The following is a 22178-nucleotide window of genomic DNA, read 5'->3' as shown; positions in this document are numbered from 1 at the left end:
TAACATTTTTAATGGTAGCCCATTAACTGAGCGCCGATCACCACGACGCTGGACATAATAAATAGCAGTCCAAGCAGTGTCGCACCCACTTTCAGCCAGTTACGGAAGTCCACCCGGCAAACGCCGAGCGTCGCCATTAGCGAAGCCGAGGTCGGGTAAATGATGTGACTGAAGCCATCGCCAAACTGGAACGCCAGCACGGTAACCTGACGGTTAACACCGACCAGATCGCCAAGCGGTGCCAGTAACGGCATGGTTAGCGCAGCCTGACCAGAACCGGATGTCACGAAGAAATTGAATACCGCCTGGAAGAGCAACATAAACCAGGCCGCGACAGCGTTATCCAGACCGCTAATGGCATTGGCAATGCTGTTGAGGATAGTATTCAGCACGCTGGCCTCACCAGCTTCACCGTTACCCACCAGAAGCAAAATCCCTTTGGCGAAACCCACCAGCAGGGCAGGGGCGATCATCATGCGCGCGCCTTCGGTAAAGGATGAAGCCATGGTATTTACCGTCATGCCGTTAAGACGGAAGACAACGCCGATGATGCCAATCACCAGCCCCATAGTGAAGAACTGGCTGGCGATTTCTGGAATAAACCAGGCATTAACGATCACCCCCCAAATCACCCAGATCATAACGGCGGTCAGGACAATCAATACCAGCCAGTCACCAAAGGTAAACGGACGTTGTTCAACGTCAGCCTGCTTTTCACGGAAGAAGCGATCGGAATCATGCACGCGTGACAACAGAGGATTCTTTTTCACTCGTGAGGCGTAAACCATGGTAAAGATCAGGCCAATCAGAGTGGCGATAACCCACACCACAATGCGCAGGCCGGAGCCGGAAAGCACCGGAACGCCAGCAATCCCCTGGGCGACAACTACGCAGAACGGGTTCATCCACGAGCTGGCAAAACCGATTTGAGTGGCGATATAGGTCACCAGGACGGTAGTAATACTGTCATAACCCAGTCGTACCATTAGCGGGGCAATGATAATGGCAAAGGCGACGGCCTCTTCCCCCATGCCGAACACCGCACCACCGAGCGAAAAGAGAATAAACAACGCAGGAATAAAGAGAATTTCATTCCCTCGAGTATGGCGGATAAGCGCCAGGATGCCGTTATCAATGGTTCCTGTACGCATCACGATGCCAAATGCACCGCCAATCACCAGCATAAACATGATGATGCCAACGGCTGTCCCGTATTTCGATCCGGAGGTTAACCCTTCAAACGGGAAGTTCATCAGGCCAGGGCGTTCATCGCCCGTCGAGAACAGTTGTACGCGGTGATACTCAGGTTCGCCGGCCTCGTTGGTCAGAATGCGAAATGAGTGAGGGTCTACGACTTTGCGTGTTTTCGTCTGACCATCAACCTGGTACTGCACTTCCTGACTGTCAAACATCCCCACCGGAACAACCCATGTGGCGAGGCTGGTTAAAATAGCGACAAAAAAGATAATCACCAGCGTATCGGGCATTGCCCATCTTCTGGTTGGTTTGGATTCAGTTATTGCGGACATAGCGCAAATTTTCCCTTGCACAAGACAAAGTGGTAAGTATGCAAAGTGATATGGCGCAATTCATTGATGCAGCGCAGTTAAGCAAGATAATCAGAAAGGAGTAATGCAAATTAAGAGAATAAAAAACCGGAAATATTGACTATTTCCGGTTCAGATATCCGCAGCGCAAGGCTGCGGATTATGACGAGATTACTGCTGCTGTGCAGACTGAATCGCAGTCAACGCGATGGTGTAGACGATGTCGTCAACCAGAGCGCCACGGGACAGGTCGTTAACCGGCTTGCGCATACCCTGCAGCATCGGCCCGATGGAGATCAGGTCGGCAGAACGCTGTACCGCTTTGTAGGTGGTGTTACCGGTGTTCAGATCCGGGAAGATGAACACGGTAGCGCGACCTGCAACCGGAGAGTTCGGTGCTTTAGATTTCGCAACGTCAGCCATTACCGCAGCATCGTACTGCAGCGGACCGTCGATCATCAGGTCAGGACGTTTTTCCTGCGCCAGACGAGTTGCTTCGCGAACTTTTTCTACGTCGCTACCAGCACCAGAAGTACCGGTGGAGTAGGAGAGCATAGCAACACGCGGTTCGATACCGAAGGCTGCGGCGGAATCTGCGGACTGAATCGCAATTTCTGCCAGCTGTTCTGCGGTCGGATCTGGGTTGATCGCACAGTCACCGTAAACGTAAACCTGTTCTGGTAGCAGCATGAAGAACACGGAAGATACCAGGGAGCTACCCGGTGCAGTTTTGATCAGCTGCAGTGGCGGACGGATAGTGTTTGCGGTGGTGTGAACAGCACCGGAAACCAGACCGTCAACTTCATCCTGTTCCAGCATCAGCGTACCGAGAACCACGTTGTCTTCCAGCTGTTCGCGGGCAACGGTTTCGGTCATACCTTTGTTCTTACGCAGTTCGACCAGACGAGCAACATAGCTTTCGCGAACCACTTCTGGATCAACGATTTCGATGCCTGCGCCCAGTTCTACGCCCTGAGACGCTGCAACGCGGTTGATCTCTGCCGGATTACCCAGCAGAACGCAAGTTGCGATACCACGTTCAGCACAGATAGCGGCTGCTTTAACCGTACGCGGTTCGTCGCCTTCCGGCAGAACGATACGTTTGCCCGCTTTGCGCGCCAGTTCAGTCAGCTGATAACGGAACGCTGGCGGAGAGAGACGACGGCTGCGCTCGGAAGTGGCAGTCAGAGAATCGATCCAGTCAGCGTTGATGTAGTTAGCAACATATTCCTGAACTTTCTCGATACGCTCATGATCGTCAACCGGAACTTCCAGGTTGAAGCTCTGCAGGCTCAGAGAAGTCTGCCAGGTGTTGGTGTTCACCATAAATACCGGCAGGCCGGTAGCGAAAGCACGTTCGCACAGTTTAGAAATGCGCGCGTCCATTTCGTAGCCGCCAGTCAGCAGCAGGGCTCCGATTTCTACGCCGTTCATTGCAGCCAGGCAAGCGGCAACCAGCACGTCAGGACGGTCTGCGGAAGTCACCAGCAGAGAACCGGCACGGAAGTGCTCCAGCATGTGCGGAATGCTGCGTGCGCAGAAAGTTACGGATTTAACGCGGCGAGTGTTGATGTCGCCTTCGTTGATGATGGTCGCATTCAGGTGACGCGCCATATCGATCGCACGGGTTGCGATCAGATCAAAGCTCCACGGCACAGCGCCGAGAACCGGCAGCGGGCTGGATTCTTGCAGCTTCGCCGGATCAACATTGTTTACTTTAGCTTTGGAAGAGTCGTCGAAAATCTCGGACAGATCCGGGCGAGTACGACCCTGTTCATCAACCGGTGCGTTCAGTTTGTTAACGATAACGCCGGTGATATTGGTGTTTTTTGCACCGCCGAAGCTGTTGCGAGTCAGTTCGATACGCTCTTTCAGCTGTTCCGGGGTGTCAGTGCCCTGAGACATAACGAAGACGATTTCCGCATTCAGCGTTTTGGCGATTTCGTAGTTCAGAGACTGGGCAAACTGGTGCTTACGTGTCGGGACCAGACCTTCAACCAGAACAACTTCAGCGTCTTTGGTGTTAGCGTGGTAGTTCGCGACGATCTCTTCCATCAGCACATCTTTTTTATTGCTGGAAAGCAGACCTTCTACGTAACTCATTTTCAGCGGTTCAGCGGCTGTCGTGGTGGAAGAATTCGCACGCACAATAGTCGTTGTCTGATCGGGCGCATCGCCACCGGTACGCGGCTGAGCGATAGGTTTGAAAACGCTCAGACGAACGCCTTTGCGTTCCATTGCACGGATCACGCCAAGACTGACGCTGGTCAGACCGACGCTGGTTCCGGTAGGGATCAGCATAATAATACGGGACACGGTTTATCCTCTTTCGTTACCGCCGGTTTGGCGGGTTACAAAACAGCACCGCCAGCAGGGCTGGCGGTGTGGAATCAGGCGGTCAGGCGGCAGGCGTCTTGCGCGATAACCAGCTCTTCGTTGGTTGGGATCACAACAGCAGGGCGGGTGCCTTCTTTGTTGATGAAACCAGATTTGCCGAAACGTGCAGCCAGGTTGCGTTCATGATCAACTTCAAAGCCCAGCACGCCCAGTTTGCCCAGAGACAGTTCACGAACCATCGCGGCATTTTCACCGATACCACCGGTGAATACAACTGCGTCCAGACGACCATCCATCAGTGCAGTGTATGCACCGATATATTTCGCCAGACGGTGGCAGTAAACGTCCATTGCGCGCTTCGCGTCTTCTTTAGTCGCGTAGTTGTCTTCAACATAGCGGCAGTCGCTGGTGACTTCGGTCAGACCCAGCAGGCCAGACTCTTTGGTCAGCATTTTGTTGATTGCGTCAACGCTCATGCCCAGGGTGTCGTGCAGGTGGAAGATGATAGCCGGGTCGATATCGCCAGAGCGAGTACCCATTACCAGACCTTCCAGCGGGGTCAGACCCATAGAGGTGTCAACGCATTTACCGTTGCGGATAGCAGAAACGGAACCACCGTTGCCCAGGTGGCAGGTGATGATGTTCAGCTCTTCTACCGGTTTGTTCAGCATTTTTGCCGCTTCCTGGGTTACATAGAAGTGGCTGGTGCCGTGCGCGCCGTAACGACGGATGCCGTGCTCTTTGTACAGGTTGTACGGCAGAGCGTAGAGGTAAGACTCTTCCGGCATAGTCTGGTGGAACGCAGTGTCAAATACAGCAACGTTTTTGTCTTTCAGCTGCGGGAAAGATTTCAGAGCTTCTTCGATACCGATCAGGTGAGCCGGGTTGTGCAGCGGTGCAAAAGAAGCCGCATCTTTGATACCCTGAATAACAGACTCATCGATCACTACGGAGCTGGTATACTTCTCGCCGCCGTGTACGATACGGTGACCGATAGCGGTCAGCTGCGCAGAAAGTTCTGGTTTTTGTGCCAGAATATTATTAACGATAAAGTTGAGCGCTTCGCTGTGAGCGGCGCCTGCACCTAAAGCCGCTTCTTGTTTATTGCCGTCCATTTTCCATTTGATGCGTGCTTCGGGCAGGTGGAAACATTCGGCTAAACCAGAAAGGTACTCTTCACCATTTACAGCATCGATGATTGCAAATTTCAGTGAAGAACTACCGCAGTTCAGAACCAGTACTAACTTACTCGACATGGAAGTACCTATAATTGATACGTGGCTAAAAAAACGTCAGGGAGCCATAGAGCGTAGCGCATGATGACACCGACATTTATGATTAACATCATGCACTGCAAATTTTTTTTGCATGATGGAATAAATATCTTGAGTCTATGCCATTTTGCGTAATTTTCAGCCAATGGCATAATGTATATGAATTTGACGACTCAATGAATATGTACTACTTAGGCCTTCAGGCTGCTAAAGGATACCTGATAGTGGGTATGGAAGACAAAATGTTTTGAACGTTGTCCCGCTGAGTTGTGAATTTGCACAAATTTTTGAATCTTTATATGTGAAGTTGAGGTGAAGCATGTCAACGCCGGATAATCGTTCTGTTAATTTTTTTAGCTTGTTTCGCCGGGGACAGCATTACTCAAAGACGTGGCCGCTGGAAAAACGCCTTGCCCCGGTCTTTGTTGAAAATCGCGTTATCAAGATGACGCGCTATGCGATTCGTTTTATGCCGCCGATTGCTGTGTTCACTCTCTGCTGGCAAATTGCACTAGGCGGTCAGCTTGGGCCGGCTGTTGCTACTGCGTTGTTCGCCCTGAGTTTGCCGATGCAGGGGCTATGGTGGCTGGGCAAACGTTCTGTTACGCCATTACCGCCGGCGATCCTGAGTTGGTTTTATGAGGTTCGCGGTAAATTGCAGGAGGCCGGGCAAGCATTAGCACCCGTAGAAGGCAAGCCTGATTATCAGGCATTAGCTGACACGCTTAAGCGCGCCTTCAAACAACTGGATAAAACTTTCCTTGATGATTTGTAATTGACCCCTGATTACGCATATAAAAGAAGGCAGACATCGGCCTTCTTTTTTTTCACCGTAGTAAAGTGATACAGGAGTCAACAATGGAAATGACCAACGCGCAACGTCTTATTTTGTCTAACCAGTACAAAATGATGACTATGCTCGATCCGGCAAATGCTGAACGTTATCGTCGTCTGCAAACAATCATTGAACGCGGTTATGGATTGCAGATGCGTGAACTGGATCGTGAGTTTGGCGAGCTGAAAGAAGAAACCTGCCGCACTATCATCGACATTATGGAGATGTATCACGCACTGCATGTCTCCTGGTCTAATTTGCAGGATCAACAAGCTATCGATGAACGCCGTGTCACTTTCCTCGGCTTCGACGCTGCCACCGAAGCACGTTATCTCGGTTATGTACGCTTTATGGTTAATGTCGAAGGGCGTTACACCCATTTTGATGCCGGGACTCACGGCTTTAATGCCCAGACGCCAATGTGGGAGAAATACCAACGCATGTTGAACGTCTGGCATTCTTGCCCGCGTCAGTATCATCTGAGCACAAACGAAATTAATCAAATCATTAACGCCTGAGGAGGCTTGCGTGCGGTGCAAAGGTTTTCTGTTTGATCTTGATGGTACGCTGGTAGACTCCCTGCCTGCGGTAGAGCGGGCGTGGAGCAACTGGGCGAGACGCCATGGATTAACGCCGGAAGAAGTGCTGGCTTTTATTCACGGTAAACAGGCAATAACGTCTCTGCGCTATTTTATGGTGGGGAAATCGGAGGCGGAAATTGCTGCAGAGTTTACGCGTCTGGAGCAAATCGAGGCTACGGAAACCGAAGGAATTTCTGCACTTCCTGGGGCAATCGCCTTACTCAATCATTTGAATAAAGCGGGTATTCCATGGGCGATTGTGACTTCAGGTTCAATGCCAGTTGCACGAGCGCGCCACAAAGTAGCCGGACTTCCTGCACCGGAAGTATTTGTTACTGCGGAGCGGGTGAAACGTGGGAAACCAGAGCCCGACGCGTATCAGTTAGGCGCGCAACTGCTGGGTCTTGCACCACACGAATGCGTTGTAGTGGAAGACGCTCCCGCAGGTGTGCTTTCTGGCCTGGCAGCGGGATGCCATGTTATTGCGGTTAATGCACCGGCAGACACTCCACGTCTGAATGAGGTAGATTTGGTTCTCCATAGTCTGGAGCAAATTACTGTGACCAAACAGCCAAATGGCGATGTTATTATTTCGTGAAACACCTAATCATGATTTAGCCCCGTCTCGTCGGGGCTTTTTTGTGGCAGAATCAAGCCATCCCCCTCAATTAACAAGGATAAGTTGTGAACGGTGAATTGATCTGGGTTCTCTCATTACTGGCCGTTGCCATAGTCCTGTTTGCAACAGGCAGAGTGCGTATGGATGCGGTCGCTTTGTTTGTTATTGTCGCGTTTGCATTAAGCGGAACGCTGACGGTCCCCGAAGTTTTTTCCGGCTTTTCCGATCCTAACGTTGTGCTGATCGCCGCCCTGTTTATTATTGGCGATGGTTTAGTCCGTACCGGCGTTGCCACCGTGATGGGGACATGGCTGGTCAAAGTGGCCGGCAACAGTGAAATCAAAATGCTGGTTTTACTGATGTTAACTGTCGCGGGTCTTGGCGCATTTATGAGTTCAACTGGCGTCGTCGCTATCTTTATTCCCGTGGTGTTAAGCGTTGCCATGCGTATGCAAACGTCGCCATCGCGCCTGATGATGCCGCTAAGTTTTGCCGGGCTGATTAGCGGCATGATGACGCTGGTGGCGACCCCGCCTAACCTGGTGGTGAACAGCGAACTGCTACGCGAGGGTTATCACGGGTTTAGTTTCTTCAGCGTAACTCCTATCGGCCTGGTCGTATTGGTACTCGGCATCTTATACATGCTGGTGATGCGTTTTATGCTGAAAGGGGATTCCCAGATCCCGCAGCGCGAAGGCTGGACGCGTCGCACCTTTCGCGATCTTATTCGTGAATACCGTCTTACCGGACGAGCGCGCCGTCTGGCTATTCGCCCCGGTTCGCCGATGATCGGTCAACGGCTGGACGACCTTAAATTGCGTGAACGCTATGGCGCAAACGTCATTGGTGTTGAACGCTGGCGTCGTTTTCGTCGTGTTATTGTGAATGTGAACGGGGTTTCTGAATTTCGTGCGCGTGACGTTTTGCTTATTGATATGTCAGCGGCTGACGTCGATCTCCGGCAATTTTGCAGTGAACAATTACTGGAGCCGATGGTTTTGCGCGGCGAGTATTTTTCCGATCAGGCTCTTGATGTCGGTATGGCAGAGATTTCATTAATTCCTGAGTCAGAGCTTATTGGTAAATCGGTTCGCGAAATCGGCTTTCGTACCCGCTACGGGCTGAATGTCGTGGGGCTGAAACGCAATGGAGTGGCGCTGGAAGGTTCGTTGGCGGATGAACCTCTGCTGCTGGGCGATATTATTCTGGTGGTTGGTAACTGGAAACTGATCGGTATGCTGGCAAAACAGGGCCGCGATTTTGTGGCGCTGAATTTACCAGAAGAAGTGAGTGAAGCATCACCCGCACACAGCCAGGCGCCACATGCCATTTTCTGTCTGGTGCTGATGGTGGCGTTAATGCTGACCGATGAAATTCCTAACCCTGTTGCCGCTATCATTGCCTGCCTGCTGATGGGGAAATTCCGCTGTATCGATGCCGAAAGTGCCTATAAATCCATTCACTGGCCGAGCATTATTTTGATCGTTGGGATGATGCCGTTTGCTGTGGCATTACAGAAAACCGGTGGTGTCGCGCTGGCGGTGAAAGGGCTGATGGACATCGGCGGCGGTTACGGGCCGCATATGATGCTGGTCTGTTTGTTTGTCTTGTCGGCAGTTATTGGGTTATTTATCTCTAATACCGCGACGGCGGTGTTGATGGCTCCGATTGCGCTGGCTGCCGCAAAAACAATGGGCGTATCACCTTATCCGTTCGCAATGGTCGTGGCGATGGCTGCATCCGCCGCTTTTATGACGCCAGTTTCTTCCCCCGTTAACACACTGGTTTTAGGCCCGGGGAATTACAGTTTCAGTGACTTTGTGAAGCTGGGAGTACCGTTCACCATTATCGTGATGGTGGTTTGTGTGGTCATGATCCCGATGTTGTTTCCATTTTGACGAGAGCCAGATGTCGCATCCGTTGCTTATTGCCTGATGCGACGCTGGCGCGTCTTATCAGGCTGTGTCGGCTGGTATCAGGCTGCTTACAGCGGTGAATCCTGGCTAATCTCATCGAGCGAAAGATGAAAGCTGGGAACAAATACCTCCATGAAGTAGTCCATCTCCTGGCTGCGGCGCGCTTCAAGCGTTGCTTCCAGTCGCGTTTTTGCCAGCAAAAATTCATTATTTCCGGCCGCGAGTTCTTCCAGGCATTTCAAGTACGCACACAGCGCATCCGCCTGTTTAACCAGTGACTTTTCTTCATCGCTATACGCATTTTCATCGATTAATGGCGCAAAAATATCCCGCAGCTCCTCCGGAACCATATCGACAAGTTTTTGCTGAGCGATTTTCTCAATGGCTTTATATTCCTGGGCGATTTGCGAGTTGAAGTATTTCACCGGAGTAGGGAGATCGCCAGTGAGCACTTCAGAGGCATCGTGGTACATCGCCAGCAGTGCGATGCGTTCTGCATTCACCTGTCCGCCAAATTTGCGATTCTTGATGGCTGCCAGCGCATGGGCGACCATCGCTACCTGCAAACTGTGTTCGGACACATTTTCCGTCCGCACGTTGCGCATTAGCGGCCAGCGGTTAATGAGTTTCAGGCGGGAGAGGTGGGCAAAAAAATGGCTCTGTTTCATAGTGACCTTACGAGTGATGACATCCTGAGGTCATTGTGGAGGGATAACACTGCCGGATGCAATCTCCGGCAGTGAATTTAAGATTACAACTGATGATAACCGGAAAGGAAACGAGCGAACTTGCTCAAGGACAGTTCGATATCATCAACACGCGGCAGCGTGACAATGCGGAAGTGATCCGGCCATGGCCAGTTAAATGCAGTTCCTTGTACCAGCAGAACTTTTTCCTGTAACAGGAAATCCAGTACCATCTTCTGATCGTCGTGAATATTAAAGCGTTTGGCGTCGATTTTCGGGAACATGTACAGTGCGCCGCGCGGCTTCACGCAGGAAACACCTGGAATGTCGTTAATCAATTCCCAGGCGCGATTACGCTGCTCGTAAAGACGTCCGCCCGGCATGATAAACTCGCTGATGCTCTGATAGCCGCCGAGTGCGGTCTGTATTGCGTGTTGTGCAGGAACGTTAGCGCACAGTCGCATTGAGGCCAGCATTTCCAGACCTTCGATGTAGCCTTTGGCGTGTTTTTTCGGCCCGTTCAGCACCATCCAGCCCTGACGGAAGCCTGCAACACGATACGTTTTCGACAGTCCGTTAAAGGTAATAGTCAGCAAGTCAGGAGCTAACGGCGCAATCGAGTGATGCTCAGCGTCGTCATAGAGGATTTTGTCGTAAATTTCATCGGCGAAGATAATGAGATTATGTTGACGCGCAATCTCCACAATCTCCATCAAAAGCTCTTTGGAATATACTGCGCCGGTTGGGTTGTTCGGGTTGATAATAACAATGCCGCGCGTGCGTGGCGTAATTTTGGCGCGAATGTCATCGAGATCCGGGAACCAGTCAGAGGATTCATCGCAAAGATAGTGCACTGCTTTACCGCCGGAGAGCGAAACTGCCGCTGTCCATAGAGGGTAATCAGGCGCAGGAACCAACATTTCGTCCCCACTGTTCAGCAATGCCTGCATTGCCTGAACGATAAGCTCTGATACACCATTGCCAATGTAAATATCTTCCACGGTAACATCACGCATACCGCGAGCCTGGTAGTGCTGCATGATGGCTTTACGCGCGGAGTAAAGACCTTTGGAATCGCAATAGCCCTGAGCTGTCGGGAGGTTGCGTATCACGTCAACCAGGATTTCATCGGGTGCGTCAAAACCGAACGGCGCTGGGTTGCCGATGTTCAGTTTCAGTACCTTGTTACCTTCTTCTTCCAGGCGTTTTGCTTCTTTCAGCACCGGACCACGGATGTCGTAACAGACATTCTCTAATTTGCTGGATTTTTCAATGGGGGACATGAATCTTGACCTTTTTGCTGTTATCGCCACTCCCTGCCGTGGAAGTCAGCTTAGAACAATGTACTCCCCCGAGGCGGCGTTTTGAAGTTCTGCAGAACAAGATTTTGCTGGCAGAGAAAGAGGAATTGTGCTGTTAATAACTTAATTATCGCAAAATAATAAGATGCATATACTTAATAAGTGATGTTTGGTAGTGATTTATTCTGAATATCAATTCAGAGTATGGTTTTTTTGTCTGATAGATAAATGTGTAAAATTTCTTCGGCTTAAGAAATCACGAACATAAAGCATTCATGATATTTTCGTTATAAGTGAAAAATTAACGAGTAGTGATTGCCGATGTGTCGTATAGGTGATGACGGGGGAAATTATTGTTAAGAGGAATTAATGAATGCGGGTGATGCTAATTAATTATTATTTAATATTCAAAAAGGCTTTGTTGTGCATATTAATAATAGAAGATTACTTTGCCTAACATAACATAACTTTGCATCAGATAATTCGCAATGACCCTTATAAATAAAAGGGTTTTAGGGTAAAATGCCTACTTTAATGACGGAGCACCTGCTTTTGATGCAGCCTCATCCTCGCTGTTTGTACGCGTACACGTATTAGCCGCGCTGCTGCGAGGGAGTGGAGCAGGGAGCAACATTTACATTTACATAAACTCTCGCATGTCATAAATAGAAAAGAGTGAGTAACTTAATAGATATGCGATCCCTGAAGATATATTCTGTGATCTACTTCAGGCATTATAACGGAACAATGTGAGCCACATTTTTAGTGCAACTCATATGCATTTTTACTTTCATCCGGGTTCCGGATGAAACTGCCAGGGAGGCACATTACAAATGGAATTGCTTGTTTGTGTGTGCACAGCATTAACCAGCTCAGTATGAGCCGCCAGTAAGTGATAATATATGATAAGTGCAAATCGTCCGATAATTAACCTCGACCTCGATCTGCTGAGAACATTTGTTGCTGTTGCCGATCTGAACACTTTTGCTGCTGCAGCTGCCGCTGTGTGTCGTACTCAGTCCGCTGTTAGCCAGCAAATGCAACGTCTGGAACAACTCGTTGGGAAAGAACTGTTCGCTCGGCATGGTCGCAACAAACTGTTAACTGAACATGGCATTCAGCTTCTTGGTTACGCCAGGAAAATCCTGCGTTTTAATGATGAGGCTTGCTCATCATTGATGTTCAGTAATCTTCAGGGCGTGTTAACTATCGGTGCTTCAGATGAATCTGCTGATACGATCTTACCTTTCCTGCTTAATCGCGTAAGTTCGGTTTATCCGAAACTTGCGCTGGATGTCCGCGTTAAACGCAATGCCTATATGGCAGAAATGCTGAAGTCCCAGGAAGTGGATTTAATGGTTACCACTCATCGTCCTGATACCTTTAAGGCGTTGAACCTGCGTACTTCGCCAACGCACTGGTATTGCGCTGCGGAATATGTGTTGCAAAAAGGCGAGCCGATCCCACTTGTGCTACTGGATGACCCTAGTCCGTTCCGTGACATGGTTCTGGCAACGCTCAATAAAGCGGAGATTCCATGGCGCCTGGCGTATGTTGCCTCCACATTACCGGCTGTTCGTGCTGCAGTAAAAGCGGGTCTTGGCGTGACAGCAAGACCGGTTGAGATGATGAGTCCGGATCTGCGCGTTTTGAGCGCGGTAGACGGTTTACCTCCACTCCCAGATACCGAATATTTGCTGTGCTATGATCCGTCCAGCAATAATGAGTTGGCGCAGGTGATATACCAGGCAATGGAGAGTTATCACAACCCATGGCAATACAGCCCGCTGACTCCCCAGGAGGGGGACGATTCCCTGTTGATAGAAGGGGATTACGAATAATCGTCTGGCAATAACAATTGCTGATGATAAGTTTGTAAAAATAAGCCACTGGTGATTAATAAAACGCCAGTGGCTTTTTTTACAATAAATCCTTAAGAATTTTCCTCACGGCGAACAAAAGTGTTCATTTTTCAATTATCAGCCATTCTCCACGTTTACGAACAAAAAATCGCCTGAAAAAAATCTCCTGCTACAATGATGTTAAAAAATACGTAAAATTATTGCTGTGTTTTTGTTATGGATTAACAAAAGCGTGTCACAGATCAAGAAAATACTCTCTTTTGGGGGGAGGAATCGACACAAATTCCTGTCAAAATAGACCCGTATTTTTTCCATTGCTTCACAACGGACACGATTCAACAACATCTAATTTTCCTGGAGTTGTCAACAATCTGGGGCTATAGGGCATTAAATGCAAAAGTTGTTGATATCATGTAAATTAATGTGAAGAAACCTTTGTTAAAGTTGACAAAAGGTTATAGAAAGGAGTAAAAGACCACATCAATTAGCTGTATAAAATAGTTTCTACAGTGATTGTAAGGTTTTTTTTATTCCTCCCCATGAATCGATGTGGCGTCCATCTGCCGTGAAGAGCAGTGAGTCTGGCGCTACTTTTGATGAGTAAGCAATGAGTATGTCAACATCCACTGAAGTCATCGCTCATCACTGGGCATTCGCTATCTTTCTTATCGTTGCCATTGGCCTGTGTTGCCTGATGCTGGTAGGCGGTTGGTTTTTAGGCGGTCGCGCACGCGCGAGGTCGAAAAACGTGCCGTTTGAATCAGGTATCGACTCGGTCGGCTCCGCCCGCTTACGCCTGTCTGCCAAGTTTTATCTGGTGGCCATGTTCTTCGTTATCTTCGACGTTGAGGCGCTGTATCTGTTCGCATGGTCAACTTCCATTCGCGAAAGCGGCTGGATTGGCTTTGTAGAAGCGGCAATTTTTATTTTTGTGTTACTGGCTGGTCTGGTTTATCTGGTGCGTATTGGCGCGCTGGACTGGACGCCCGCGCGTTCTCGCCGCGAGCGTATGAACCCGGAAACGAACAGTATCGCTAATCGTCAACGCTAACCGCGAGGCATTAAGATGGATTATACGCTCACCCGCATAGATCCCAACGGTGAGAACGACCGTTACCCCCTGCAAAAGCAGGAGATCGTAACCGACCCTCTGGAGCAAGAAGTTAACAAAAACGTGTTTATGGGCAAGCTCAATGACATGGTTAACTGGGGTCGTAAAAACTCAATTTGGCCGTATAACTTCGGTCTTTCCTGCTGTTACGTTGAGATGGTGACCTCATTTACTGCGGTGCATGACGTGGCGCGTTTTGGCGCAGAAGTATTGCGTGCTTCGCCGCGTCAGGCTGACCTGATGGTGGTAGCAGGAACCTGCTTTACCAAAATGGCACCGGTTATTCAGCGTCTGTATGACCAGATGCTGGAGCCGAAATGGGTTATCTCCATGGGAGCCTGTGCCAACTCTGGCGGTATGTACGACATTTATTCCGTTGTACAGGGCGTTGATAAATTCATTCCGGTTGATGTGTATATCCCGGGGTGTCCGCCGCGTCCGGAAGCGTATATGCAGGCACTGATGCTGTTGCAGGAATCTATTGGTAAAGAACGTCGCCCGCTCTCCTGGGTCGTTGGCGATCAGGGCGTTTATCGCGCCAATATGCAATCAGAGCGCGAACGCAAGCGCGGTGAACGCATTGCCGTTACCAACCTGCGCACCCCTGACGAGATTTAATTTGCGCCTGTCGGCAAAGGTATTTTTCTTCGCTTATTCCTAAATCTATTGCGCGAAGCCACGCCGACAGTCACCACGGACCATATGCAATGGTGAACAATATGACCGACTTAACCGCGCAAGAACCCGCCTGGCAGACCCGCGATCATCTTGATGATCCGGTGATAGGCGAACTGCGCAACCGTTTTGGGCCGGATGCCTTTACTGTTCAGGCGACTCGCACCGGGGTTCCCGTTGTGTGGATCAAGCGTGAACAATTACTGGAAGTTGGCGATTTCTTAAAGAAACTGCCGAAACCTTACGTCATGCTGTTTGATTTACACGGCATGGACGAACGTCTGCGCACCCACCGCGAAGGGCTACCTGCTGCGGATTTTTCTGTTTTCTACCATCTGATTTCCATCGATCGTAACCGCGACATCATGCTGAAGGTGGCGCTGGCTGAAAACGACTTGCACGTACCGACCTTTACCAAATTGTTCCCGAACGCTAACTGGTATGAGCGTGAAACCTGGGATCTGTTTGGCATTACTTTCGACGGTCACCCGAACCTGCGCCGCATCATGATGCCGCAAACCTGGAAAGGTCACCCGCTGCGTAAAGATTACCCGGCGCGCGCAACCGAATTCTCGCCGTTTGAGCTGACCAAAGCCAAACAGGATCTGGAGATGGAAGCCCTGACCTTCAAACCGGAAGAGTGGGGGATGAAGCGCGGCACCGAAAACGAGGACTTCATGTTCCTCAACCTCGGTCCGAACCACCCGTCGGCACACGGGGCTTTCCGTATCGTTTTGCAACTCGACGGCGAAGAGATTGTCGACTGCGTACCAGACATCGGCTACCACCACCGTGGCGCGGAGAAAATGGGCGAACGCCAGTCATGGCACAGCTACATTCCGTATACCGACCGTATCGAATACCTCGGCGGCTGCGTTAACGAAATGCCTTATGTGCTGGCGGTAGAGAAACTGGCCGGAATTACCGTGCCGGATCGCGTTAACGTGATTCGCGTAATGCTTTCCGAACTGTTCCGTATCAATAGCCACCTGCTGTACATCTCGACCTTTATTCAGGACGTCGGCGCAATGACGCCAGTATTCTTCGCCTTTACCGATCGTCAGAAAATTTACGATCTGGTGGAAGCAATCACTGGTTTCCGTATGCACCCGGCGTGGTTCCGTATTGGCGGCGTAGCGCACGACCTGCCGCGTGGCTGGGATCGTCTGCTGCGTGAGTTCCTCGACTGGATGCCGAAACGTCTGGCGTCTTACGAGAAAGCGGCGCTGCAAAACACCATTCTGAAAGGCCGTTCCCAGGGCGTTGCCGCCTACGGCGCGAAAGAGGCGCTGGAGTGGGGCACCACCGGTGCGGGCCTGCGCGCCACCGGGATCGACTTCGACGTGCGTAAGGCGCGTCCATATTCTGGCTATGAAAACTTCGACTTTGAAATCCCGGTTGGTGGTGGCGTTTCTGACTGCTACACCCGCGTAATGCTGAAAGTGGAAGAGCTGCGCCAGAGTCTGCGCATTCTTGAGCAGTGCCTCAACAACATGCCGGAAGGCCCGTTCAAAGCGGATCACCCGCTGACTACGCCGCCGCCGAAAGAGCGCACGCTGCAACATATCGAAACCCTGATCACCCACTTCCTGCAAGTGTCGTGGGGGCCGGTGATGCCTGCCAATGAATCCTTCCAGATGATTGAGGCGACCAAAGGGATCAACAGTTACTACCTGACCAGCGACGGCAGCACCATGAGTTATCGCACCCGTATCCGCACGCCGAGTTATGCGCACTTGCAGCAAATTCCGGCGGCGATCCGTGGCAGCCTGGTGTCTGACCTGATTGTTTATCTGGGCAGTATCGATTTTGTTATGTCAGATGTGGACCGCTAATTATGCACGAGAATCAACAACCACAAACCGAGGCTTTTGAGCTGAGTGCGGCAGAGCGTGAAGCGATTGAGCACGAGATGCACCACTACGAAGACCCGCGTGCGGCGTCCATTGAAGCCCTGAAGATCGTTCAGAAGCAGCGTGGCTGGGTGCCGGACGGTGCGATCCACGCGATCGCTGACGTTCTGGGTATTCCGGCGAGCGATGTCGAAGGCGTGGCAACATTCTACAGCCAGATCTTCCGCCAGCCAGTTGGTCGCCATGTGATCCGTTATTGCGACAGCGTGGTCTGTCACATCAACGGTTACCAGGGCATTCAGGCGGCGCTGGAGAAAAAACTGAACATCAAACCAGGGCAAACGACGTTTGACGGTCGCTTTACGCTGCTGCCAACCTGCTGCCTGGGGAACTGTGATAAAGGGCCGAACATGATGATCGATGAGGACACTCACGCGCATCTGACCCCGGAAGCGATCCCTGAACTGCTGGAGCGGTATAAATGAAAAACATTATCCGTACTCCCGAAACGCATCCGCTGACCTGGCGTCTGCGTGATGATAAACAGCCAGTGTGGCTGGATGAATACCGCAGCAAAAACGGTTACGAAGGGGCGCGTAAGGCGCTGACCGGACTTTCTCCGGACGAAATCGTTACTCAGGTAAAAGACTCCGGCCTGAAAGGGCGCGGCGGTGCAGGCTTTTCTACTGGCCTGAAGTGGAGCCTGATGCCGAAAGACGAATCCATGAACATCCGTTACCTGCTGTGTAACGCCGATGAAATGGAGCCGGGCACCTATAAAGACCGCCTGCTGATGGAACAACTGCCGCACCTGCTGGTGGAAGGTATGCTCATCTCCGCGTTTGCGCTGAAAGCTTACCGTGGCTACATCTTCCTGCGTGGCGAATATATTGAAGCGGCAGTGAATCTGCGCCGTGCCATTGCTGAAGCGACCGAAGCGGGTCTGCTTGGCAAAAACATTATGGGAACAGGTTTTGATTTTGAACTGTTTGTCCATACCGGGGCAGGGCGCTACATCTGCGGTGAAGAAACAGCGTTAATCAACTCCCTGGAAGGGCGTCGCGCTAACCCGCGTTCAAAACCGCCATTCCCGGCAACCTCCGGCGCATGGGGTAAACCGACCTGCGTCAACAACGTCGAAACCCTGTGTAACGTTCCGGCAATCCTTGCTAACGGCGTGGAGTGGTATCAGAACATCTCGAAAAGCAAAGATGCTGGCACCAAGCTGATGGGCTTCTCCGGTCGGGTGAAAAATCCGGGTCTGTGGGAACTGCCGTTCGGCACTACCGCACGCGAGATCCTCGAAGATTACGCCGGTGGTATGCGTGACGGCCTGAAATTCAAAGCCTGGCAGCCAGGCGGCGCGGGCACCGACTTCCTGACCGAAGCGCACCTTGACCTGCCGATGGAATTCGAAAGTATCGGTAAAGCGGGCAGCCGTCTGGGTACGGCGCTGGCGATGGCGGTTGACCATGAGATCAACATGGTATCGCTGGTGCGTAACCTGGAAGAGTTTTTCGCCCGTGAATCCTGCGGCTGGTGTACACCGTGCCGTGACGGTCTACCGTGGAGCGTGAAAATTCTGCGTGCGCTGGAGCGGGGCGAAGGTCAGCCGGGCGATATCGAAACACTTGAGCAACTGTGTCGATTCTTAGGCCCGGGTAAAACCTTCTGTGCCCACGCACCTGGTGCGGTGGAGCCGTTACAGAGCGCCATCAAATATTTCCGCGAAGAATTTGAAGCGGGAATCAAACAGCCGTTCAGCAATACCCATTTGATTAATGGGATTCAGCCGAACCTGCTGAAAGAACGCTGGTAACCGAATTTCGATTAACGCTCAGTCTCTGACTGAGAAAACTGGAAGCATGCTAATGGCTACAATTCATGTAGACGGCAAAGAATATGAGGTCAACGGCGCGGACAACCTGCTGGAAGCTTGTCTGTCTCTGGGCCTTGATATTCCTTACTTTTGCTGGCATCCGGCGCTGGGAAGCGTCGGTGCTTGCCGCCAGTGTGCGGTGAAGCAATACCAAAACGCGGAAGACACGCGTGGTCGCCTGGTGATGTCCTGTATGACACCGGCTTCCGATGGCACCTTTATTTCCATTGACGACGAAGAAGCGAAACAGTTCCGTGAAAGTGTGGTCGAGTGGTTAATGACTAACCACCCGCACGACTGTCCGGTATGTGAAGAAGGCGGTAACTGCCACCTTCAGGATATGACCGTGATGACCGGGCATACCTTCCGTCGCTACCGTTTCACCAAACGTACCCACCGCAATCAGGATCTGGGGCCGTTCATCTCTCATGAAATGAACCGCTGCATCGCCTGTTACCGCTGTGTGCGTTACTACAAAGATTACGCTGACGGTACGGATCTGGGCGTTTATGGCGCGCACGACAACGTCTACTTCGGTCGCCCGGAAGATGGCACCCTGGAAAGCGAATTTTCCGGTAACCTGGTCGAAATTTGCCCGACCGGCGTATTTACCGACAAAACGCACTCCGAGCGTTACAACCGTAAATGGGATATGCAGTTTGCGCCGAGCATCTGCCAGCAATGTTCCATCGGCTGTAACATCAGCCCCGGCGAACGTTACGGCGAACTGCGTCGTATCGAAAACCGTTACAACGGTACGGTAAACCACTACTTCCTCTGCGACCGTGGTCGTTTCGGTTACGGCTACGTCAACCTGAAAGATCGTCCGCGTCAGCCGGTACAGCGTCGTGGCGATGATTTCATTACCCTCAACGCCGAACAGGCAATGCAGGGCGCAGCAGATATTCTGCGTCAGTCGAAGAAAGTGATCGGCATCGGTTCTCCGCGAGCCAGCGTAGAAAGCAACTTTGCGCTGCGTGAGCTGGTGGGCGAAGAAAACTTCTACACCGGTATCGCTCACGGTGAGCAGGAACGTCTGCAACTGGCGCTGAAAGTGCTGCGTGAAGGCGGCATTTATACGCCGGCGCTGCGCGAAATCGAATCTTATGATGCGGTACTGGTACTGGGCGAAGATGTTACCCAGACCGGCGCACGCGTCGCGCTAGCGGTGCGTCAGGCGGTGAAAGGTAAAGCACGCGAAATGGCGGCAGCACAGAAAGTGGCTGACTGGCAGATTGCGGCAATCCTCAACATCGGTCAACGTGCGAAGCATCCGCTGTTTGTCACTAACGTTGATGACACCCGTCTGGATGATATCGCAGCGTGGACTTACCGCGCACCGGTTGAAGATCAGGCGCGTTTAGGTTTTGCCATCGCCCATGCGCTGGATAACTCCGCACCGGCAGTTGACGGTATCGAGCCTGAGCTGCAAAGCAAAATCGACGTCATCGTGCAGGCACTGGCTGGTGCGAAGAAACCGTTGATTATCTCCGGGACGAACGCCGGTAGCACAGAAGTGATTCAGGCGGCGGCTAACGTGGCGAAAGCCCTGAAAGGTCGCGGCGCTGACGTAGGTATCACCATGATTGCCCGTTCCGTCAACAGCATGGGGCTGGGCATTATGGGCGGCGGTTCGCTTGAAGAAGCGTTAACCGAACTGGAAACCGGACGCGCCGACGCGGTGGTGGTGCTGGAAAACGATCTGCATCGTCACGCTTCCGCAACCCGCGTGAATGCTGCGCTGGCTAAAGCGCCGCTGGTGATGGTGGTTGACCATCAACGCACAGCGATCATGGAAAACGCCCATCTGGTGCTTTCCGCCGCCAGCTTTGCTGAAAGCGACGGTACGGTTATCAACAACGAAGGTCGCGCTCAACGTTTCTTCCAAGTTTACGACCCGTCCTATTACGACAGCAAAACGGTCATGCTGGAAAGCTGGCGCTGGCTGCACTCGCTGCACAGCACCCTGCTGAGCCGTGAAGTGGACTGGACGCAGCTCGACCATGTGATTGACGCCGTTGTGGCGAAAATCCCGGAGCTGGCGGGTATCAAAGATGCCGCGCCGGATGCGACATTCCGCATTCGTGGTCAGAAACTGGCTCGTGAGCCGCACCGTTACAGTGGTCGTACCGCCATGCGCGCCAACATCAGCGTTCATGAGCCGCGTCAGCCGCAGGATATTGACACCATGTTCACCTTCTCGATGGAAGGTAACAACCAGCCGACCGCGCACCGTTCGCAAGTGCCGTTTGCCTGGGCGCCGGGCTGGAACTCCCCGCAGGCGTGGAACAAGTTCCAGGATGAAGTGGGCGGCAAACTGCGCTTTGGCGATCCGGGTGTGCGTCTGTTTGAAACCAGCGAAAACGGTCTGGATTACTTCACCAGCGTACCGGCACGCTTCCAGCCGCAGGAAGGGAAATGGCGTATCGCGCCGTACTACCACCTGTTTGGCAGCGATGAACTGTCACAGCGTGCTCCGGTCTTCCAGAGCCGTATGCCGCAGCCGTACATCAAACTTAACCCGGCAGATGCCGCGAAGTTGGGTGTGAACGCGGGTACACGCGTCTCCTTTAGTTACGATGGCAACACGGTCACGTTGCCGGTTGAAATCGCCGAAGGGCTGACGGCAGGGCAGGTGGGCTTGCCGATGGGGATGTCCGGCATTGCTCCAGTGCTGGCTGGCGCGCATCTTGAGGATCTCAAGGAGGCACAACAATGAGTTGGTTATCACCGGAACTGATTGAGATCCTGCTGACCATCCTCAAAGCGGTGGTGATCCTGCTGGTGGTTGTCACCTGCGGGGCATTCATGAGCTTTGGCGAACGTCGCCTGCTGGGTCTGTTCCAGAACCGTTACGGACCTAACCGTGTTGGCTGGGGCGGTTCGCTCCAGCTGGTCGCGGACATGATCAAAATGTTCTTTAAAGAAGACTGGATCCCGAAATTCTCGGATCGCGTCATCTTTACCCTGGCGCCGATGATTGCCTTTACCTCGCTGCTGCTGGCCTTTGCGATTGTGCCAGTCAGTCCGGGTTGGGTGGTTGCCGACCTGAACATCGGGATTTTGTTCTTCCTGATGATGGCAGGTCTGGCGGTCTACGCGGTGCTGTTTGCGGGCTGGTCAAGTAACAACAAATACTCGCTGTTGGGTGCGATGCGTGCTTCTGCGCAGACCCTGAGCTACGAAGTGTTCCTCGGGCTTTCCCTGATGGGCGTGGTGGCGCAGGCCGGTTCATTCAACATGACCGACATCGTCAACAGCCAGGCGCATGTGTGGAACGTCATCCCGCAATTCTTTGGTTTTATTACCTTTGCCATTGCGGGCGTGGCGGTGTGTCACCGTCATCCGTTTGACCAGCCGGAAGCCGAGCAGGAACTGGCGGATGGTTACCACATTGAATATTCCGGTATGAAGTTCGGTCTGTTCTTCGTGGGTGAATACATCGGGATTGTGACCATCTCTGCACTGATGGTGACACTGTTCTTCGGTGGCTGGCAAGGCCCGTTGTTACCGCCATTCATCTGGTTCGCGCTGAAAACCGCGTTCTTTATGATGATGTTCATTTTGATTCGTGCGTCGTTACCGCGTCCGCGTTATGACCAGGTAATGTCCTTCGGCTGGAAAATCTGCCTGCCGCTGACGCTGATCAACTTGCTGGTAACGGCGGCTGTCATTCTCTGGCAGGCGCAATAAGGGGCACTA

Annotated in this window: 17 protein-coding genes; 12 read left to right on the top strand and 5 right to left on the bottom strand. The window is 51.9% G+C overall.

Annotated features, from left to right (window positions below; translation table 11 throughout):
* Positions 1 to 8: 8 nt before the first annotated feature.
* The 3 genes from yfcC to ackA form a co-directional block, all read right to left on the bottom strand.
* On the bottom strand, positions 9 to 1529 hold the full coding sequence (yfcC, locus tag WES_RS06770; protein ID WP_001274483.1) for a putative basic amino acid antiporter YfcC: 1521 nt from the start codon (positions 1527 to 1529) through the stop codon (positions 9 to 11).
* Positions 1530 to 1718: 189 nt separating this feature from the next.
* Positions 1719 to 3863, bottom strand: a complete 2145-nt coding sequence (gene pta / locus WES_RS06775; RefSeq protein WP_016158687.1) for a phosphate acetyltransferase — start codon at positions 3861 to 3863, stop codon at positions 1719 to 1721.
* Positions 3864 to 3937: 74 nt separating this feature from the next.
* On the bottom strand, positions 3938 to 5140 hold the full coding sequence (gene ackA / locus WES_RS06780) for an acetate kinase (RefSeq protein ID WP_000095696.1): 1203 nt from the start codon (positions 5138 to 5140) through the stop codon (positions 3938 to 3940).
* Between the two features lie 337 nt (positions 5141 to 5477).
* Between ackA and yfbV the strand changes: the two genes are divergently transcribed.
* From yfbV to WES_RS06800, 4 genes are all read left to right on the top strand, one after another.
* Positions 5478 to 5933, top strand: coding sequence for a terminus macrodomain insulation protein YfbV (gene yfbV / locus WES_RS06785; protein ID WP_000106629.1), 456 nt, complete (start codon positions 5478 to 5480; stop codon positions 5931 to 5933).
* 83 nt (positions 5934 to 6016) lie between these two features.
* Positions 6017 to 6511 carry a YfbU family protein gene (locus tag WES_RS06790; RefSeq protein ID WP_000426118.1) on the top strand — a complete coding sequence of 165 codons (495 nt, stop codon included), beginning with the start codon at positions 6017 to 6019 and terminating at the stop codon, positions 6509 to 6511.
* 10 nt (positions 6512 to 6521) lie between these two features.
* Positions 6522 to 7172, top strand: a complete 651-nt coding sequence (gene hxpA, locus WES_RS06795) for a hexitol phosphatase HxpA (protein WP_016158686.1) — start codon at positions 6522 to 6524, stop codon at positions 7170 to 7172.
* Positions 7173 to 7258: 86 nt separating this feature from the next.
* On the top strand, positions 7259 to 9091 hold the full coding sequence (locus WES_RS06800) for an SLC13 family permease (RefSeq protein ID WP_016158685.1): 1833 nt from the start codon (positions 7259 to 7261) through the stop codon (positions 9089 to 9091).
* A gap of 86 nt (positions 9092 to 9177) precedes the next feature.
* Here the strand turns inward: WES_RS06800 and yfbR are convergent, their stop codons facing one another.
* The gene (gene yfbR, locus WES_RS06805; RefSeq protein WP_000813872.1) at positions 9178 to 9777 is read right to left on the bottom strand and encodes a 5'-deoxynucleotidase; all 600 of its coding nucleotides are present in this window, start codon (positions 9775 to 9777) and stop codon (positions 9178 to 9180) included.
* Between the two features lie 83 nt (positions 9778 to 9860).
* Entirely contained in the window at positions 9861 to 11078 is a 1218-nt protein-coding gene (gene alaA / locus WES_RS06810) for an alanine transaminase AlaA (protein ID WP_000074519.1), read from the bottom strand.
* Between the two features lie 920 nt (positions 11079 to 11998).
* On the opposite strand from alaA, the gene lrhA reads away from it, so the two are divergent.
* From lrhA to nuoH, 8 genes are all read left to right on the top strand, one after another.
* Positions 11999 to 12937 carry a transcriptional regulator LrhA gene (gene lrhA, locus WES_RS06815; protein ID WP_000622297.1) on the top strand — a complete coding sequence of 313 codons (939 nt, stop codon included), beginning with the start codon at positions 11999 to 12001 and terminating at the stop codon, positions 12935 to 12937.
* A 628-nt stretch (positions 12938 to 13565) separates the two neighbouring features.
* The gene (gene nuoA, locus WES_RS06820) at positions 13566 to 14009 is read left to right on the top strand and encodes an NADH-quinone oxidoreductase subunit NuoA (protein WP_000062994.1); all 444 of its coding nucleotides are present in this window, start codon (positions 13566 to 13568) and stop codon (positions 14007 to 14009) included.
* A gap of 15 nt (positions 14010 to 14024) precedes the next feature.
* Positions 14025 to 14687: an NADH-quinone oxidoreductase subunit NuoB gene (gene nuoB, locus WES_RS06825; RefSeq protein ID WP_000386733.1), complete on the top strand. Its 663-nt coding sequence runs from the start codon at positions 14025 to 14027 to the stop codon at positions 14685 to 14687.
* Positions 14688 to 14776: 89 nt separating this feature from the next.
* On the top strand, positions 14777 to 16579 hold the full coding sequence (gene nuoC, locus WES_RS06830) for an NADH-quinone oxidoreductase subunit C/D (protein WP_000247878.1): 1803 nt from the start codon (positions 14777 to 14779) through the stop codon (positions 16577 to 16579).
* A gap of 2 nt (positions 16580 to 16581) precedes the next feature.
* Positions 16582 to 17082, top strand: a complete 501-nt coding sequence (gene nuoE / locus WES_RS06835; RefSeq protein WP_000545042.1) for an NADH-quinone oxidoreductase subunit NuoE — start codon at positions 16582 to 16584, stop codon at positions 17080 to 17082.
* Positions 17079 to 18416 (top strand): NADH-quinone oxidoreductase subunit NuoF, encoded by a 1338-nt coding sequence (gene nuoF, locus WES_RS06840; RefSeq protein ID WP_000789511.1) that lies wholly within the window; start codon positions 17079 to 17081, stop codon positions 18414 to 18416. Before nuoE ends, nuoF begins: the two co-directional genes overlap by 4 nt.
* 52 nt (positions 18417 to 18468) lie before the next feature.
* On the top strand, positions 18469 to 21195 hold the full coding sequence (gene nuoG / locus WES_RS06845) for an NADH-quinone oxidoreductase subunit NuoG (RefSeq protein ID WP_016158684.1): 2727 nt from the start codon (positions 18469 to 18471) through the stop codon (positions 21193 to 21195).
* The gene (gene nuoH / locus WES_RS06850; RefSeq protein WP_000118685.1) at positions 21192 to 22169 is read left to right on the top strand and encodes an NADH-quinone oxidoreductase subunit NuoH; all 978 of its coding nucleotides are present in this window, start codon (positions 21192 to 21194) and stop codon (positions 22167 to 22169) included. Before nuoG ends, nuoH begins: the two co-directional genes overlap by 4 nt.
* Positions 22170 to 22178: the final 9 nt, after the last annotated feature.

The sequence above is a fragment of the Escherichia sp. KTE31 genome, from assembly GCF_000407925.1.
GTDB classification, from domain to species: domain Bacteria; phylum Pseudomonadota; class Gammaproteobacteria; order Enterobacterales; family Enterobacteriaceae; genus Escherichia; species Escherichia ruysiae.
This window is presented reverse-complemented; position numbering and strand designations above follow the sequence as displayed.

Excerpts from the sequence above, each read along its gene's own strand:
- nuoB (WP_000386733.1), top strand. The coding sequence starts at position 14,025 with ATGGATTATACGCTCACCCGCATAGATCCCAACGGTGAGAACGACCGT.
- nuoC (WP_000247878.1), top strand. The coding sequence starts at position 14,777 with ATGGTGAACAATATGACCGACTTAACCGCGCAAGAACCCGCCTGGCAG.
- yfbV (WP_000106629.1), top strand. The coding sequence starts at position 5,478 with ATGTCAACGCCGGATAATCGTTCTGTTAATTTTTTTAGCTTGTTTCGC.
- yfcC (WP_001274483.1), bottom strand. The coding sequence starts at position 1,529 with ATGTCCGCAATAACTGAATCCAAACCAACCAGAAGATGGGCAATGCCC.
- nuoE (WP_000545042.1), top strand. The coding sequence starts at position 16,582 with ATGCACGAGAATCAACAACCACAAACCGAGGCTTTTGAGCTGAGTGCG.
- nuoH (WP_000118685.1), top strand. The coding sequence starts at position 21,192 with ATGAGTTGGTTATCACCGGAACTGATTGAGATCCTGCTGACCATCCTC.
- WES_RS06790 (WP_000426118.1), top strand. The coding sequence starts at position 6,017 with ATGGAAATGACCAACGCGCAACGTCTTATTTTGTCTAACCAGTACAAA.
- nuoF (WP_000789511.1), top strand. The coding sequence starts at position 17,079 with ATGAAAAACATTATCCGTACTCCCGAAACGCATCCGCTGACCTGGCGT.
- yfbR (WP_000813872.1), bottom strand. The coding sequence starts at position 9,777 with ATGAAACAGAGCCATTTTTTTGCCCACCTCTCCCGCCTGAAACTCATT.
- alaA (WP_000074519.1), bottom strand. The coding sequence starts at position 11,078 with ATGTCCCCCATTGAAAAATCCAGCAAATTAGAGAATGTCTGTTACGAC.
- nuoG (WP_016158684.1), top strand. The coding sequence starts at position 18,469 with ATGGCTACAATTCATGTAGACGGCAAAGAATATGAGGTCAACGGCGCG.
- lrhA (WP_000622297.1), top strand. The coding sequence starts at position 11,999 with ATGATAAGTGCAAATCGTCCGATAATTAACCTCGACCTCGATCTGCTG.
- nuoA (WP_000062994.1), top strand. The coding sequence starts at position 13,566 with ATGAGTATGTCAACATCCACTGAAGTCATCGCTCATCACTGGGCATTC.
- ackA (WP_000095696.1), bottom strand. The coding sequence starts at position 5,140 with ATGTCGAGTAAGTTAGTACTGGTTCTGAACTGCGGTAGTTCTTCACTG.